The sequence below is a fragment of the Mucilaginibacter rivuli genome (genome assembly GCF_019391655.1).
GTDB classification, from domain to species: Bacteria; Bacteroidota; Bacteroidia; order Sphingobacteriales; family Sphingobacteriaceae; genus Mucilaginibacter; species Mucilaginibacter rivuli.
On record NZ_JAHXPQ010000006.1, the window covers coordinates 242,227 to 257,841 of the forward strand.

The 15,615-nt window shown below is 44.4% G+C and carries 17 protein-coding genes, 1 tRNA gene and 1 pseudogene; 8 read left to right on the forward strand and 11 right to left on the reverse strand.

The genetic code is table 11. The annotated features are described in order from the left end of the window. Positions 1 to 34: 34 nt before the first annotated feature. Positions 35 to 109: transfer RNA gene (locus KXQ82_RS15375), tRNA-Val, on the reverse strand. Between the two features lie 313 nt (positions 110 to 422). Between KXQ82_RS15375 and KXQ82_RS15380 the strand changes: the two genes are divergently transcribed. Beyond that, complete coding sequence (locus KXQ82_RS15380; protein WP_219489327.1) at positions 423 to 803, forward strand: response regulator; 381 nt, start codon at positions 423 to 425, stop codon at positions 801 to 803. Here KXQ82_RS15380 and recO read toward each other — a convergent pair. Together recO and KXQ82_RS15390 are read right to left on the reverse strand one after the other, a co-directional pair. Next, complete coding sequence (gene recO / locus KXQ82_RS15385) at positions 800 to 1,525, reverse strand: DNA repair protein RecO (RefSeq protein WP_219489328.1); 726 nt, start codon at positions 1,523 to 1,525, stop codon at positions 800 to 802. The genes KXQ82_RS15380 and recO overlap by 4 nt on opposite strands. 1 nt (position 1,526) lies before the next feature. Beyond that, positions 1,527 to 1,883: a diacylglycerol kinase family protein gene (locus KXQ82_RS15390; protein WP_219489329.1), complete on the reverse strand. Its 357-nt coding sequence runs from the start codon at positions 1,881 to 1,883 to the stop codon at positions 1,527 to 1,529. A 109-nt stretch (positions 1,884 to 1,992) separates the two neighbouring features. Here KXQ82_RS15390 and KXQ82_RS15395 point away from each other — a divergent pair, with 109 nt between their 5' ends. After that, on the forward strand, positions 1,993 to 4,344 hold the full coding sequence (locus KXQ82_RS15395; RefSeq protein WP_219489330.1) for an efflux RND transporter permease subunit: 2,352 nt from the start codon (positions 1,993 to 1,995) through the stop codon (positions 4,342 to 4,344). On the opposite strand, the gene KXQ82_RS15400 is transcribed toward KXQ82_RS15395, so the two are convergent. Together KXQ82_RS15400 and KXQ82_RS15405 are read right to left on the reverse strand one after the other, a co-directional pair. Continuing rightward, the gene (locus tag KXQ82_RS15400) at positions 4,286 to 4,621 is read right to left on the reverse strand and encodes a hypothetical protein (RefSeq protein ID WP_219489331.1); all 336 of its coding nucleotides are present in this window, start codon (positions 4,619 to 4,621) and stop codon (positions 4,286 to 4,288) included. The genes KXQ82_RS15395 and KXQ82_RS15400 overlap by 59 nt on opposite strands. Before the next feature lie 16 nt (positions 4,622 to 4,637). Next, on the reverse strand, positions 4,638 to 5,171 hold the full coding sequence (locus KXQ82_RS15405) for a terminase small subunit (protein ID WP_219489332.1): 534 nt from the start codon (positions 5,169 to 5,171) through the stop codon (positions 4,638 to 4,640). On the opposite strand from KXQ82_RS15405, the pseudogene KXQ82_RS19995 reads away from it, so the two are divergent. Both KXQ82_RS19995 and KXQ82_RS19890 read left to right on the forward strand, forming a co-directional pair. Then, positions 5,138 to 5,359 (forward strand): annotated as a pseudogene (locus tag KXQ82_RS19995) (helix-turn-helix domain-containing protein); the annotation flags it as partial. The gene KXQ82_RS15405 and the pseudogene KXQ82_RS19995 sit on opposite strands and share 34 nt — an antisense overlap. Positions 5,360 to 5,380: 21 nt before the next feature. Further along, the gene (locus KXQ82_RS19890) at positions 5,381 to 5,581 is read left to right on the forward strand and encodes a helix-turn-helix domain-containing protein (protein ID WP_255563678.1); all 201 of its coding nucleotides are present in this window, start codon (positions 5,381 to 5,383) and stop codon (positions 5,579 to 5,581) included. Between the two features lie 23 nt (positions 5,582 to 5,604). Here the strand turns inward: KXQ82_RS19890 and KXQ82_RS15415 are convergent, their stop codons facing one another. The 4 genes from KXQ82_RS15415 to KXQ82_RS15430 form a co-directional block, all read right to left on the reverse strand. Then, complete coding sequence (locus KXQ82_RS15415) at positions 5,605 to 5,994, reverse strand: hypothetical protein (protein WP_219489334.1); 390 nt, start codon at positions 5,992 to 5,994, stop codon at positions 5,605 to 5,607. A gap of 188 nt (positions 5,995 to 6,182) precedes the next feature. Next, positions 6,183 to 6,650, reverse strand: coding sequence for a hypothetical protein (locus KXQ82_RS15420; protein ID WP_219489335.1), 468 nt, complete (start codon positions 6,648 to 6,650; stop codon positions 6,183 to 6,185). Between the two features lies 1 nt (position 6,651). Then, positions 6,652 to 7,044: a hypothetical protein gene (locus KXQ82_RS15425; RefSeq protein ID WP_219489336.1), complete on the reverse strand. Its 393-nt coding sequence runs from the start codon at positions 7,042 to 7,044 to the stop codon at positions 6,652 to 6,654. A 4-nt stretch (positions 7,045 to 7,048) separates the two neighbouring features. Then, positions 7,049 to 7,426 (reverse strand): PEGA domain-containing protein, encoded by a 378-nt coding sequence (locus tag KXQ82_RS15430; RefSeq protein ID WP_219489337.1) that lies wholly within the window; start codon positions 7,424 to 7,426, stop codon positions 7,049 to 7,051. A gap of 112 nt (positions 7,427 to 7,538) precedes the next feature. Between KXQ82_RS15430 and KXQ82_RS15435 the strand changes: the two genes are divergently transcribed. Further along, on the forward strand, positions 7,539 to 7,898 hold the full coding sequence (locus KXQ82_RS15435) for a helix-turn-helix domain-containing protein (RefSeq protein WP_219489338.1): 360 nt from the start codon (positions 7,539 to 7,541) through the stop codon (positions 7,896 to 7,898). Positions 7,899 to 7,938: 40 nt separating this feature from the next. Next, positions 7,939 to 8,175 (forward strand): hypothetical protein, encoded by a 237-nt coding sequence (locus KXQ82_RS15440; RefSeq protein WP_219489339.1) that lies wholly within the window; start codon positions 7,939 to 7,941, stop codon positions 8,173 to 8,175. Between the two features lie 11 nt (positions 8,176 to 8,186). On the opposite strand, the gene KXQ82_RS15445 is transcribed toward KXQ82_RS15440, so the two are convergent. Together KXQ82_RS15445 and KXQ82_RS15450 are read right to left on the reverse strand one after the other, a co-directional pair. Then, the gene (locus KXQ82_RS15445; RefSeq protein ID WP_219489340.1) at positions 8,187 to 11,099 is read right to left on the reverse strand and encodes a type IV secretory system conjugative DNA transfer family protein; all 2,913 of its coding nucleotides are present in this window, start codon (positions 11,097 to 11,099) and stop codon (positions 8,187 to 8,189) included. Continuing rightward, the gene (locus KXQ82_RS15450) at positions 11,099 to 11,575 is read right to left on the reverse strand and encodes a hypothetical protein (RefSeq protein WP_219489341.1); all 477 of its coding nucleotides are present in this window, start codon (positions 11,573 to 11,575) and stop codon (positions 11,099 to 11,101) included. Before KXQ82_RS15450 ends, KXQ82_RS15445 begins: the two co-directional genes overlap by 1 nt. A gap of 474 nt (positions 11,576 to 12,049) precedes the next feature. Here KXQ82_RS15450 and KXQ82_RS15455 point away from each other — a divergent pair, with 474 nt between their 5' ends. Further along, positions 12,050 to 15,232, forward strand: a complete 3,183-nt coding sequence (locus tag KXQ82_RS15455; protein ID WP_219489342.1) for an RHS repeat protein — start codon at positions 12,050 to 12,052, stop codon at positions 15,230 to 15,232. Continuing rightward, positions 15,219 to 15,593, forward strand: coding sequence for a hypothetical protein (locus KXQ82_RS15460; RefSeq protein ID WP_219489343.1), 375 nt, complete (start codon positions 15,219 to 15,221; stop codon positions 15,591 to 15,593). The genes KXQ82_RS15455 and KXQ82_RS15460 overlap by 14 nt, the downstream gene beginning before the upstream one ends. Positions 15,594 to 15,615 lie beyond the last annotated feature (22 nt).

A 15,615-nucleotide genomic window follows, 5' to 3' on the forward strand; every position in this document is an offset into this window, starting at 1 on the left:
CCCTCAGAAACTAATCTGAAGGATTTTATTAATGTGGGAATTACTGGGTTCGAACCAGTGACCCTCTGCTTGTAAGGCAGATGCTCTGAACCAGCTGAGCTAAACTCCCTTTGTTTGTTTTGGGATTGCAAATATAGGGTTGTTCTGCGTTTTCACAAAATGTTTTTTCAATTTATTTTATTATGCTGATTACCAGCAATATTAATTACCCCGCAAAAGCATGCAACGTAAAATAGCATGTACTAACACGCAATATAGTTACATTAGTTATTGTATACATATATTAAAAACCCACTAAGATTGGTGCTTTATGTAATTTACATAAAAAGCAAAAAAATAAAAACAACTACTCAGCCTGATTGTTATTTGGGTTACTTTCATGTTTTACTATATACTTAGCCCATAACCTGTCATAACAAACGATGGAACACAATAACTCAAAACGTATTATTATTTTTGATGACGATGAAGACATCTTATCAATTTGCACATATATTTTAGAAGAACAAGGTTGGGAAGTACACACTTTTAATGATTGTAACAACATTATCAGTAAGGTTGCAGATATTAACCCCCGTGTAATTTTGATGGATAACTGGATACCTGATGTTGGCGGCATTATGGCCACCCAAACCTTAAAAGCATCTTCGGATTATAAAGATGTTCCTGTAATTTATTTCTCGGCTAATAATGATATACAGCTACTGGCCCAAAATGCCGGTGCCGATTGTTTTTTAGCCAAGCCCTTTGATATTGATGAACTGGAAAGGGTGATCAGCAAAGTGCTGGTAGTACCTAACTAACCCAATACTTCTTCCAATATCTCGTGCGAATGTACATCGCCAAAGTTTTCGATGTGCAGGGCATAATACTCCAATAGTTTATTGATAAGGTACCGGCGTTCATCATTACCGATCCTTAAAGCCGTCATATCCTCGAACGAGTATTGCAGCAGCATATTAAAGCTTTGCGTATGGGGTGGCGACAGGTACAACGTATGCTCCGGCTTATATCGTTTAAACACTCCTTCCTTCAGGTCAAAAAAGTCGGCGTTGATGTTCTGGTTCACTTCCGGGTAAAAACCCATGTAGCGCGTCAGTTTCAGTAAAAACAACAGGTGAAAATTTGCCAGTCCTTCCTGCTGGTGTTCCAACAGTTCAATGGCATGGAAGATGAAGCCGAACAGGTTTTCATCTGTAGCCTGGTGTTTTACTGCTTTATACAGCACCTCGTTCAAAAACATCACGATCGAGGTTTTGATCACATCATAAGGTATACTTTGTAACAACGGTTCGTTCTTCAGTTCGGATACGCGCTGGATCCCCCCTCCCGGCTTATTATATACCACCATGTCCAGCAAAAACAATGGCTGTAACATGTTTCGGTTGATCTTAGCTCTCGGTTTCTTTACCCCGTTAATGATATACGATTGCAGTCCGAACTTTTCGGTATATACCTGAACGATCACACTGCTCTCGCCGTAATTGGTGGTTTTAAAAACAATACCCCGGGTTTTGTGCAGCATACTAAAACAAAGCTATAATTTTAGGTAACAGGATGATGGCACCAACCACAATAGCAAAAAATGCAGTTATGGTAACCGCGGCGGCTGCCGTATCTTTAGTATGCCCCGCCTTCACATTATATTCCGGCGATACCCGGTCTGTTAATACCTCGATGGCGGTGTTAAGCAGTTCTGCGGTAAGCACCATGGTAATGGCAAGGCTTATCCATAGCCACTCACTTTGCTGCAGGTGCAGGTAAAATCCCATGGCAATGGTAACTACCGCGGCAACCAAATGGATACGGAAGTTACGCTGGGTTTTGGTGGCATACCAAAGTCCTTTAAATGCGTAGCCAAAACTCTTTATCAGTCGTAACATAGTATATACCTAACCCCTGCCTTGTTATTTTGTGTCACAATATCGTTCAAAAATTTAGGGTTTACGCAAATTTCGTAGTTTTACCGCCTCGCAACAAAATCTGTATTCAATGTTCTGGAAAAAGCTTGCCGACATCATTCTTAAAAGCCGACTGCTCATCCTCGCCATTGTATTGTTGTTTTGCGGCTTCATGGGTTTTAAGGCAAGCAAAGTACACCTGGCCTATAATGCCGGTAAAATACTTCCCGTAACCGATAGCGCCTACATCCGCTTTATGCAATTCCGCAAAACCTTTGGCGAAGACGGTACAGCCATGGTCATCGGCATTAAAACGCCCAACCTTTTTCAAAAGGACCTGTTTAACGCCTGGTACCAGTTGGGCAAACGGCTGCAAAAAATACCCGGGGTTACAGCTGTAGTTTCGCAGGGCAATATTTACAAGCTGCAAAAAGACACCACACAGCGCAAATTTGTACTTAACCCTTTAGTTACCGGGCCGCTTATTAATCAGGCTGCAGCCGACAGTGTTAAACAACAGCTTTACGCGCTACCCTTTTACAATGGATTAATATTGAGTCGCGATAAACAGGCTACCCTGATGGCAGTAACCCTTAAAGCAAGCTACATCAACAGCAAGCTCCGCGCTAAAATGATCAGCAGCATACAAGCCGAAGCCGATCAATTTGCCAGGGACAATCATGTGCAGGTGCACATCTCGGGGCAACCTTATATCCGCACTGTCATCAGCGATCTCGTCTCGCACGAGTTTATCCTCTTTCTTGCGCTGTCATTAGGCATTACCGCCATCATCCTGCTCCTGTTCTTCCGTACGGCTTACGCGGTTATTTTCCCGCTTATTGTGGTTGTACTTGGCGTGATATGCAGCCTGGGTATCCTGGTGCTCAATCATTACGATATCACCCTGCTTACGGGCATCATCCCACCGCTCATTGTAGTTATCGGTATCCCTAACAGCATCTTCCTGCTTAACAAATACTACCGCGAGTTTGGCCTTACCGGCGATAAGATGGCATCGCTGCATACCGTGATCGAAAAGGTAGGCATCACCACTTTCATCGCCAACGTAACCACCGCCATCGGCTTTGGCGTGCTTTGCTTTACCGATAGCCAGATCCTCACCGAGTTTGGCCTCGTAGCCAGCATCAGCATCTTGGTAACTTTTGCGCTTACGCTTATCCTCATACCTATCATCTTTAGCTATTTGCCTGAACCCGGGAAAACTCAAAGCGGCATCAAAAACCGCCCGGCCATGCAACTACTGTTAGCAAAGGTTGATCATTGGGTACATAACTATCGAAAAGCTATTTACACCGGCACGGTAGTACTTGTCCTTATCAGTGTTTATGGCATCACCCGCATTAACGTGAACAGCTTTGTAGTTGACGACCTGCCAAAAACCAGTACTACCTTAACTGATCTCCGATTCTTCGAATCCAACTTTAAAGGAGTTTTACCTTTAGAGGTGACCATTGACAGCAAACGCAAGAACGGGATGATGAACCTGCCTACCATACACAAGGTAGAACGCCTGGAAAACCTCATCTCATCTTACCCGGAGTTCAGCCGTTCCATATCGCTTACGCAGGTACTTAAATACTCTACCCAGGCTTTTTACGGTGGCGATACCAACTATTACCGTTTGCCGGATGATATGGAGAAAACCTTCATCCTGGGTTATGCCGCGAACTCTGGCAAGGGCAACAACATGCTGCGCGCTTACCTTGATAGTACCAAACAAACCACCCGTGTTAGTTTCCAGATGGCAGATATTGGTTCCAAAAAACTCAACGCCCTCTTTGCCGAACTGCAACCCCGTATCGATTCAATATTTAACCCTAAAAAGTTTCACGTAGAACTAACGGGCACCAGCGTCATCTTTGTTAAAGGTGCCAACTATATGGTAAAAAACCTATACCAGAGCCTGGCATTGGCTATTTTCCTCATCGCTATCGTGATGTGGATCTTGTTCAGGGGGGTAAAAATGGTGTTTATTTCCATCCTGCCAAACCTTATCCCGCTCATCATTACCGCCGGGCTGATGGGTTACCTGGGCATCGCGCTCAAACCATCCACCATCCTTATTTTCAGTATCGCGATGGGCATTTCATCCGATCAAACCATCTATTTCCTCACCCGCTACCGCCAGGAGTTGCAGCACAAGCGTAAAAGCATATCTCAAATTGTAAGCGATACCATCCGCGAAACCGGCATCAGCATGATCTATATCGCCACCATCCTGTTCTTCGGCTTCGGCATCTTCGCGGCATCAACGTTTGGCGGCACGGTTGCCTTGGGTATTTTACTATCGGTAACGCTGCTTGTCGCGATGATCTGCAACCTTACCCTGCTCCCCGCTTTCCTGCTCAGCATGGAGCACAGCATCAACCGCCGCAAGCTAAAAGCAGGCCTTGCGTTGGATGGTGAGGCACAGGATATTTGATTTCAGATTTCGGATGTTCAATTTCGGATTTTTCCTTCCTCTTGGTTCCTGATTCTATATTCTTGATTCTCTTTCCAAGGGGTGATAAAGTAAGAATATTTTTTTCACCAGCCGTAGCTCTTTGTGCTCCGTAGCTGTTTGGCGAAGGAGCATCAGCGAAGGATGGCAACATCTCCTCCCTTTCAATATACCCCGAAGCCGGAACCGTAGATTCAGGCAAGCCCGCTTCTTCCGCCGCCACCAGCGCCTCGATCTCCGCCTCAATAATAGCATTCACCTCCCGCGAACTCTTCTCAACTTCCGGACTTTCCCGCCCCCTCCAAAATCAGTTTCGACTGTTGACTTTGAACTTTCGACTTTGAACTCTGCGAAGCAGCGTAAAACCCCGTATGCCTGGCAATCTTATCCAAAGCCGCCATTTTATTATGCAGCTTTATCTTACTCAGCTCCCCTGCCCGTTCGCCATAATCGCCAACAGCATCTATCAGCTGGTATTGCTGTATCGCTGCTTTCTGGTCCGGCGTCAGCTGGTTCATGGGTTTCAGCACCGCGTTCTCATCATAATAATCGCCCATATTGGCAAAGGCCACCTTGGCCAGCTCGCGTAAGATCATGTCGTGCGTAATTTCGAGGCGCTCTGCCGTCTTCGCCATAGCTGCCTGTAAATAGGTCTGAATTTTGGGCAAATGCAGCAACTCGCACTTGCGCGCCGTGTTGTTGCTGTACCCGGCATTTAACGCCGCCTGGTAAGCATTAAAGCTCACCAAATACTCGTCGCAAAATCGCTGTTGCGTTGCCTTTTTCCCGATACTGCAAGAAGCTGCCAAGAGTAGTCAAACCTACGTACAAAGAGCATCCTGAAACCATTGGCGAACATATCCAAAAGAAGCGGATTGAAGGAAACCTGACACAGCTATATGTCGGGCAATTGATTGGCGTGTCAAAACGGGCTATCACGATGTGGGAACGTGGTCGATCACAACCCTATATTGCCCATTACCCCAAAATCATTAAGTTCCTCGGGTATTATCCATTCATGGAAGAAACCGAAACATTGGGCGGAACATTACTTATGTCCAGGCGCATGCATGGCTTGAGTGCAGAAGAGTTGGGAAAGTGGTTTGGCGTTAGCCGCTCAACGATTCTCGGTTACGAGAGAAACAAAATTGTTCCTTCCGAGCAGATCCTCATCCTGTATTACGAGTTCGATATTGAACAAACCAAGCCCCTCACTTGAGGGGCTTTATTATTAAAAAAAAATTATTTTATAAATAATGCCCATAACGCAATAATCGTTCCCATAATTGTTGCAATAGCAGCCCATTGGGAAAGAGTTATGTCTTTGATCAATGAAATCCTTTTTCTATCTATGCTATAGCCTCCATTCTTAATAAAGACACTACCATCTACAGTTAACGTATATGTGCTTAACATTGGTAATCCCAATATGGACATGCCATCGTTAACATGCTCTCTTAAGTACCCATCTATCACCAGTTTATACAATATTTCTCTCATTAATGATAATTCGATTATAACTCCAAACTTAATAAGGCCATTGAGTATTTCTATCCCATTTAATGGTGAATTATCTGTGTCACTAAAAAATGAAAGTACTTTATTTAGTTGTTGATTTTCGGTTAGTTTCATTGCAATAATTAGGTTAATAAAGTTAGCGAATATTCGCAACATGATAACCAGAAAACAAACTTATCGTGTCAAATTATAAAAACCTTATTAAGGTCTCGGATTTCTATAAAAGCAAAGCCCCTCAAATTTGAGAGGCTTCTTTAGTAAATATAATTACGGGGAAAAGTAATACGCTAAGCTACCATTATTTAATGACTAAAGGTTTCCCGCATGCCGTAGTACTGCGTAGTGACGTGGCTGCTGGGATCGGCGTATGGTATCGAACCAGTTAACGCCAACTGCATCGTCGTGTCATTGAGTACGGAAAAATCATACGTTATGGAAAAATTGAGTGCTAACTGCGTGTTGTCTCCCACCACAATCCACGTCCCCGTGCTATTTACGGTGTTGTTGGCATTGTACACGGTGTACGTACCGTTATAGTCGCCAGTCCTAATAAATGCGTACACATATGCAAGCTGTGTCGCTGTTAACGTCTTCGCTGTCCATGTCCCGTTTTGGTTCTGATATTCAAGGGCCGTTTGCTTCCAGGTCGATTGCGTAAGGTATCGCAGTGTTCGTGTCTTTATCGGTTCATTGTCAAACGCAGTACCCTTTTTGCATCCCTGCAACACTACAAAGGCAAAACAGATAATTGTTATGGCTATCCTCTTCATATCATTTGACAATTATCTCGTTTGCCACGAGCGCAGGTTCAATATTTATACCGAAGTTGATGCCTGCATTCGTGAACGATTTGAACATCAGGTATACCGTCACATCGCCCTTGCTAAACATGCGGGCCTTCTGGCGTTTGATTTTCGTTATAATGACTTGCTTCGTGGCATATTCGGAAGGCAATGGCTTGTTTGTTTCCGGCAGTCCCAAAATATCAAAACTGAGGATGTACTTGAACCACCCATCGCTGCGGGTGCCCAAGCCGAGGGTGAGTTTCTGACCGACTTTGAACGCTGTGCCGTTGTTTGACACGTACACGGTGTCAACGGACTTTTGCGCCAATGCAACAGTGCAGGACAGGATAAAACATGAGAGTATAACTAATTTCTTCATGGCATTATTTCTTCAATGGGGTGAGTGGAATTGAGTAGCTGGTGGGAGCGTATTGCATGATTGCGCCGGTGAAGTAGTCTACACCCCAGCCGACCAGTCCAAACAAGTTAAGGATGGCGATCTGGTCGAACACGACTGGTGGCGTGAACACCTTGTCTTCATACCCGGCCTTTTTCAATACGATAGGTTCGCCCTTGATGCTTTTTTTGATGACGACATCTGTCGGAGTTTTGCCGTGCGGCACGCCATTGATTTCAATGTCCGCTCCGGGCGGCTCTGAGGTCACATGAATGGTTTGGGTGGTGCCTTTGATGATGGAAGCACAACTGGTGCAGGTAAACGCAATAGTTAAAATCAGAAAGTACGATAAGAGTTTGTTCATAAAAAGTTGGTTTTGGTGAGTTATAAAATTGCCCAACGAAATTTTCAAATCCTACCTCATTTAGTGATACTTTATCCTGATTTTTGCTAATTTTATCGAAAATACAATTGATATGTTCGGTGAAAAAATCAGAGTTATCAGAGAGTTGCGGGGGCTGTCGCAAGAGAACGTTGCACTTAAACTTGGCATTGCACAAAATTCATACTCGAAAATTGAACGCAATGAGACAAAACTCACTACTGAAATGATGACCAAGATTGCAGCAGTACTTGATGTCTCTCCAATGGACATTATTACTAATCAGCCTGCCATTATTAATTTTCAGCCAAACCAGGGCACGCAACATTCGTTTGGGTTTGTAGAAAATTACATATCAAATCAAAAAGAACTAATGGATAAACTGCTGGCAAGCAAAGACGAAGAAATTGCGCGACTGCAAAAGACCATAGATAGCTTGATTGCAAAAAGGTAACTATCTTAAATTTGAAATAATAAATTCAAAAAAACAGATCATGGAAAAATTTGATTATGCAGCACAAGATGAAAAAATCGTAGAGTTTGAAACCGAATTATTTACCTACGGTCAGCATGTTAAAGAAAATACCGTCATCGCATTTGAAAATCCGCCCAACAATCGCATTCCGGTGTTTTATTTCAAAGACAGCAGTAATATCCCAAAGGGATTACGAGAGGTGTGCTATAAAATATTCTATAAATACTTTCCTTACGGTAAACAAGCAAGTTTTTAACTATACGTAGTTTACTTCTTCGCGTTCATGATCCGTTGCAGGATATTTTGCTGTATGTCGTTATTGGACTGCCCGTATTCCACTTTCACTTTATAGCCCTTATATGTGGTCTCGCTCTGCTGCGGGTCTGATGTCGTAAAGAGCGTATGGATTTGGTCTTTTGTAATGACAGACACCTTCGATTGCTCCTCACTGGTGAGCGCGGATGAGATGCGCTTCTGTATCGCGGTCTTTTTTGCAGCAGTGGTGGTACACACCACGGTCAAGTACCCAGCAGCCAGGCATTTTTTGATGTTGTGCAGCTCCCATGAGGCTGGCGTGGTGACAGAGATTTCAACAGCGATATGCTGACCGCCCTTTTCGAGCAATACGTCAATGAGGCCCTGGCCGTCCGGTGTCGGGGCTTCAATATTGGCCTTGTATCCATGGCTTTCCGCCAGTGTTTTGATAGACATTTGCAAATACCGGTGCTCCCGCACTTCCGTTGGAGGCGGTGAATCCGCCGCTGGTTCAGGTACAGGTTGTGGCGGAACGGGGGGCGGTGCCTTTTGCGGTGGTGGAGCTGCCTGCGGCTCTTCATCAGATGGTTGGGTATCAGATGGCCCACTTCGGACACTGCAAACCTGTCGGGAATGAGCAATGATCTCCTCTGTATAACTGTTTTCCGTATTCGCATGCGGAACAACAGCAATGTTAAAATCCTGCTCCTTGGTGTTCACCCGCACGATGGCTTCTCCGATTGCAAGGTTCTGCAAGTCCTCCGTGCTAAATGCACTAAAACCTTCCTGCATGCGCTTGGCATCGCTGTCTGATAATTTGAAACAGACCCTCGTTGCCGCATTGGCAAGCAAGGCGCTGGCAATGTCATTATCGGTTTTAGCAAGCTGTTGCAGCTCCTGGTGCGCCAAAACCAGTGACAGCAAAAATTTCCTCCCACCGCTCAATATGCTATTCATGGACGGCGTGATGAAGTGCTGAAACTCGTCAATGTAGCAGGTGAACAGGACACGGTCGCTGGCTTGCTGCGCCTGCCGGGCCATGGCGGTCTGTTGCAGCTTGGATACGATGAACGCGCCTAACAGATAGCTGTTCTCCTCGCCGATCAGGCCATGCGACAATTTCACCAATACGATCTTTCTGGTGTCCATTAATTGCTGAAAATTCAGGCCTTCCGTTTGGCAGACCATCTGCCGCAACACGCGCGGGCGCAGGAAACTGTCAAGCCGGGTCAGTATCGAACCGACGGACGAGCTTTTCAGTATCGGGTATTCCCTGTGCCAGTAATACACAATGTCGGGGTCGGTACAGGTGGCCAGCATCCTGTTGCGGAAATCAGCATCAATGAGGAATTTGCGCAGGTCCCCCAAGTGACCGGTAGTGGTGTTATATACAAATGCGCTGACCGCGTTGGCAAAGACACTGTTCATCTGGTCGCCCCATGAAGTGCTGAAGCGCTTGAACAATGCAACCAGGTCTGAAGCCAGCAATTCCTTTTCAAGATCACTGTGTGCGCCCAGTATGTTAAAGGCAACCGGAAACTCGCTGTCCGAGGGGTCGATCAATACCACATCCTTTATCCGGTGCGCCGGGATGGACTGCACAATGGTATCAATCAAGTCCCCATGGGGATCGATGCAGCAGAGCCCCGCACCGCTTAGGACATCATTCATCATGAGGTTATGGAGCATGGTCGTTTTCCCGCTACCCGAAACGCCAATGAGGTGTACGTGCCGGGTGCGCTGCGCCTCGTTTATTCCCACCGAGACTTCCGTCCCATAGTGGCTGTTGATCCCCAATACATAGGGCACGCCGATAAGTGAAGCCGGTGCGGCTTTGGTGGTGCGGTTATATGCATGGAGCTTTTTGGAGAGCTGGCTGTTTGGAAAATGCGCCAGCGTGCACAGTTCTTTGCTGTTCAACAGCATCCCGACACGGTGCGACTGGCGCAAGGCAATGTCTTCCATACGCTGCTCTAAGGTGTATCCGTCCTCAGGAAGTGGTACAAGCGCATTGTGTGGGCTTTGTGAGGCGGTGCTGACTGCAAAGGCAACTTGCTCTAACAAACTGTATGCTGCATCAAGTTCCTGTGCCTGGGTGAGCACTCGAAATGCGACCGCGAACAGCGGGCTCCCGGTTTTCTCCTGTGCCAGGCGTGGCATGTCCGGCGCATCATAAAAGAACGATCCGCCATGCCCATCGGACACTACACGCTCCATGCTTTCCGCCCAGGCATTCGCCGTGCCATTCAATAACACTTGCACTATCACACGCTCATCTTCCCGTAAGCCGTCCAATATGCCAAATAAGGCGGTATAGGGTTCAGTATGGGTACGCCCGATGTTAATTGGTCGCATGCATTCTTCTTCCAAGCCAAAATCGACTGTGTATATCGAGAGGTCGGGGTCAATGAGGGTGTCGGTATCCTGCAAAGGTATAAGTATCACGTCGGGAAAGAACGCAAGCACCTGGCTGCGGATATATGCGCCATAGGGAGCGCGAAAGACAAGCTGAATACTAATCTTGGTTTCCTCTCCTATAATTTCGAAACTGATCGGCTCCCTGATGCCTGAGAGCATGATGAAGCATTGCTCCATCAGTTCGGCAGTAGGCCTGGCGTTTTTTGGAAATGAGATCTTAAAGCCAGCAAGGGGTGCAGTATCGGTAAATGGGAACCATTCGTAGGGTGGGCTTTCATATTGGGCTATTCCGGGAATTACAGGCTTTGGTTTGAAAAAGCCTGCAAACTTTGATAACGGTGTTTCCTTCTTTCCGTCATCGATATATGCCTGCGGGTACTGAAAGCCGAAAAACGGGTGGAAGTGCGGTTCTAACTGCACCGGAAAGGGCGCGACATACCAGCCACGCCCCCGCAGTTCAAAGTCATAGAACTGGGTAGTGAAATGCTGCCCTAAATTCAGCGGCATTAGGCGGTAGCCGCTTCGCGTTGACCAATGCGCAACCCCTTGTCCTGTGCTACCTTCGCCATGATATTTTCCACTACTTTCTTAATACTTCCCATGAACATGGTTTCGGTATCATACTCGTAGTATGACTTTCGCAGCGACATCCTGTACAGCCATTTTCCGATAAACGGTATCGGCTCGAGGAGTGCACCTGTTGACATGCATTTTTTGATATACCAGGAAAAAAAGAAGTCCGCCCCAAATGGTGCGGCGCAAATCAGAAATTCATACTCTCCCCACGCCACCTTGAGGTAATCTCGCTTGGCCGAGAAGAACCCGCCCTGGTTCAGTGCTGTGCGCTCATAGATGACATTGGGATACGCCTTCCTGTCCAGAGTGTCGGTAATTTCCTTGTAAAAGGCTTCCGACGATAGTTGCAAGTCCTCGACCTGACTCTGCCAGTGGTCGATGATGGAGGGTTTTAAAATCAGGTTCATGTATTAAGAGTTAGGTTGAAAAATCGTTTAGATACAGCGCCCGGGGAAACGCATGTATAAAAATAAAAGAACCCAATACATTGAGACAACCGTGTTTCTACCTGTTTTTAACCGTATTTCTACTAATTATTTCAAAAAAACAAAAAGTAAAAAGAAAGCTCTATACACGGCGCGGGTATGCACCGCAAGGAGGAACGGAATAAATGGGTGGCGCAATGGGACAGGCGGGTTTATGCCGGAAATTCCTTGCGGTGCTTTGGGATGGTACACGCAAGCCGGGTATTTTTGTTGGATGTTCTGTTTGTTTTCTATAATTAATAATGAAGATTGTTAAATAATTATTACCAAATAAAGGGAAATAGTAAATAATATTCCACATCATTTTTTTGATATAAAAATAATCATATTTTAGCGAGCATAAATAATAACTAATAAATTCCATATCAATCCATTGCAATAATATCATTGCCCAACATGAAAAGAAATCTTCTCATTTGTCTGTTTTTTTTATTTTTTAATTATTGTGCGTTTTCCCAAAATGGTTTTTTGCCAAACTACGATCCACCATCCCCCGAAGCATCATCATTGGGGAAATACGTGGAACATCCTGTGGGTAAATTTACCGGTACTCCAAGTATTGATATCCCACTGTTTACCATTAAGACCGGTAGAATCACAGTCCCAATTTCAATTTCGTACCATGGCTCCGGCATAAAAGTGGATGAAATCGCTTCAAGGGTAGGTATTGGTTGGGCATTGAACGCCGGCGGGGTTGTAACGAGAACAGTAAAGGGGTGGGCGGATGAGTTTCAGCCGGCAGGTAATTCTAATGTAAATGGCTTTTTTAACAGTCAGGGCGTAGAGCCCTATTATGATTCAGACTATGGAACAACAGATTTTGAACCCGACATTCATTTCTATAATTTCGGCGGGAAAAGCGGAAAAATAATTTTCACCAGTGCAACACAGCCAGTGTTATTAAATAAAGACCCACTAAAAGTTATTGGCCCATATAGTGGGGTTGATAAATTTGTTATCACGACCGAAGACGGGCTTATATACACTTTTGCAGCTGTTGAAAAAAATACCAGTGTAAACGATCATCCTGGTAATCTTATCTATGCTTCCTACTATGATTCTTCCTGGTATTTAACAAACATCAAAGACCCCGTAACAGAAAAAGAAGTGAATTTTTATTACCGGACTGATATGCCAAATTTATCGTACGATATAAAGAAAAGCATATCAGGAGCACCGAATTGTACAGTTTCGTATCAGTCAGGAGCTTGGAATGATTTTTCAAATACTTTGTCAGGCGTTAAAGTACTGCAGAAAATTGTTTACGATGGCGGTTATATTGAATTTAAAGCAGATCATTCGCGGGCTGACTTTACCGGAGATAAAGCGTACACTGAAATTAACGAATACGTTACTTGGTTTAATGACTATAATCCGGTTTTCAAAAAGGGGTACAATTTTAATTACTACGAATCAGGAAGCGGTAGCAGCCAGGCAAACAGACGATTATATTTGGAATCTGTTCAAGAAAAAGGAAGCAACGGAACTTCATTGCCGCCATATAGTTTCTTTTATAAAAATCGAGACCTGCTCCCTGAAAGAAACTCCCCTCAACAAGACATTTGGGGATATTACAATGCGAACGGTGCAACTTCTTCTTCGCCTCAATTCCCGAAAGTATACATCACTTATGACCCCTTTAATCCATCAAAAACTTCGTATTTGCCATTTGGCACTACTTCCAACGTTGATCCGGGTTTAGACCGGTCGAGCAATCCCAGCACAGCAGATTACGGTACGCTTAACAAGATCGTTTATCCGACAAAAGGTTATACGATATACAGTTACGAGATAAATGAATTTAACTCCTACCAAGGCGGGGGCGTACGAATAAAAGATATCTCCGATTATTCAGCCACGGGAAATATGCTGTTATCAAAAAAGTACGCTTATAGTTTTGGTAGTTTGGGAGGCCCTTACCCACAAGTTGCATATCCGGTAGCTCCAGGATCGGGTGATTCATACAATTTAGTGCGGTTCAGCACCAACCAATCAATGCTAGGAACTTCTCAAGGCAGCTATGTAGGATATAAATATGTATCCGTAAAGCAATATGGCCTAAACACGGATAATGGAGCTACGATGTACACCTACTCGACAGATCAGGATACTGAGGGCGCCTTTACAAACCTAACCAATGGCTGTACAGGTCTTGCCAATTTGACAAATATCCGTGCAAATGGTTATTTCCCGTTTTTTGAAATGGAATCCAAGGAGCAGCAAAGAGGATTATTATTAAAAGAAGAGCTGATAGATGCAAACGATAATTCCATAAAATCAATTAATTATAACTATGCTTTAATAGCCGATCCCGTAATTAATTTAAAGTCATATTTTCAACTGTTTGATATCAACGGAAATCAAAGTGCCTTTGTTAAGTTCAAGGGGACGCGTAATATCAATTCAGAAAAAATGATCCTGACTTACAAAACGGAAACCATGAATACCGGTAGCATTGGGAATCACAATGTTCAGCCGATCATCACTAAGGCGACAACTTACACATACACCGACGGGACGCATAATGGTCAATTTGTACGGAGTATAACGGAATATGACGATGATGCTAATCATGATCCAAATTACAGCGATAATATCCACTTTTTGGCCGGAAAATCAAACCAGGTTACCTACAAGTACCCGTTCGATTATTCCGCAAACGCATCGAACAATGCAATGGGGTATATGGTGGCAATGAATTATATTAACCCTGTTATCAGCGAAATAAAAACACGCACCCCAAACGCCGTAAACAATAGCCCGGTCAGTTATTTTACCGACGTAAAGATCAATGATTTCAAGGCTCTTTTTTCGAGCCATGTGCATATCGTTCCATCACAGGTCTTTACCTCTAATTTTTCCACGCAAATTTCACAGGGAACACCGGGATCAAATGCTAACATTGAAGTGTTAGACCCCTCAAATCCCGGCACATTATTTAACAAGCGCGTTGAGTTTTTAAACTATGACGGTTACATGAATCCAATTTTAACAAAGCGTGATAACCAGTTGGAATCTTTACTATGGTCTTATAACGGCTTTTTATTATCCAAAATACTTTCAACAAATATTAATGCGGTAACATCTTCATTCGATACGCAAGTGTGGAACGAAGTTTATGATCCGAATGCGAGGACCGGGCAAACAGACTGGGTATGGAGCGGATACAGCGGAGCTACTGGATATGTGATGGACGGCATCAACCCAACCAAGGTTTGCTTTTGGGCAAATGGAGGAACTGTGACAGTGGAAGACTACAATACCGGGACCTTTAGCCAGACGCTGACCGCCCCGAGCGGCTGGACCTATTACACCGTCACAATTCCGGCAGCCCCCTCTTTTGGCAACAACCCGGTTGCAATAACGGGAACGGCAACACTTGACGAAATTGTTTTTACGAACGATGGCGGACTGATGACTCAATACGGGTATGATCTTTTCAATCGACTAATTTACACCATAGACCCAAATGGCAAGAAACAAACCTACGAATACGATGCTTTTGGTAGGTTGGTTAACATACGCGATAAAGACTATAACATTCTGAAACACAATAACTACCACTATGCTTCATATTAAAAAAAATCGTCATATGTTCAATTATAAAAAAGCGATTGTAACGATGGTCATCATTATGCTGGCACATATAGGAATGGCACAAACGAATAAACGGATTGCTGGCAATCCAGATACGACCAAGAATCATGCGCCGGCAGTTGATAAGGTAAAGCAGGAACAGTTATTAGCCATAATGAACTCTACACGCATACAAATAATGAAGCTTTTAAGTGATACAACAATGAGTATGGAACAAAAAAGAACCCTGCAGAGAAAGTTAATGCAGGCCCGCACTGCAAAAGTAGATTCTATACTTGGGTATAAACGGCAAAACACTCATCCAATGCGTACAGAGGGATCATCGGCCTCCCAAAAGCAATAACGTTAACTGAAACCCTCGCTTT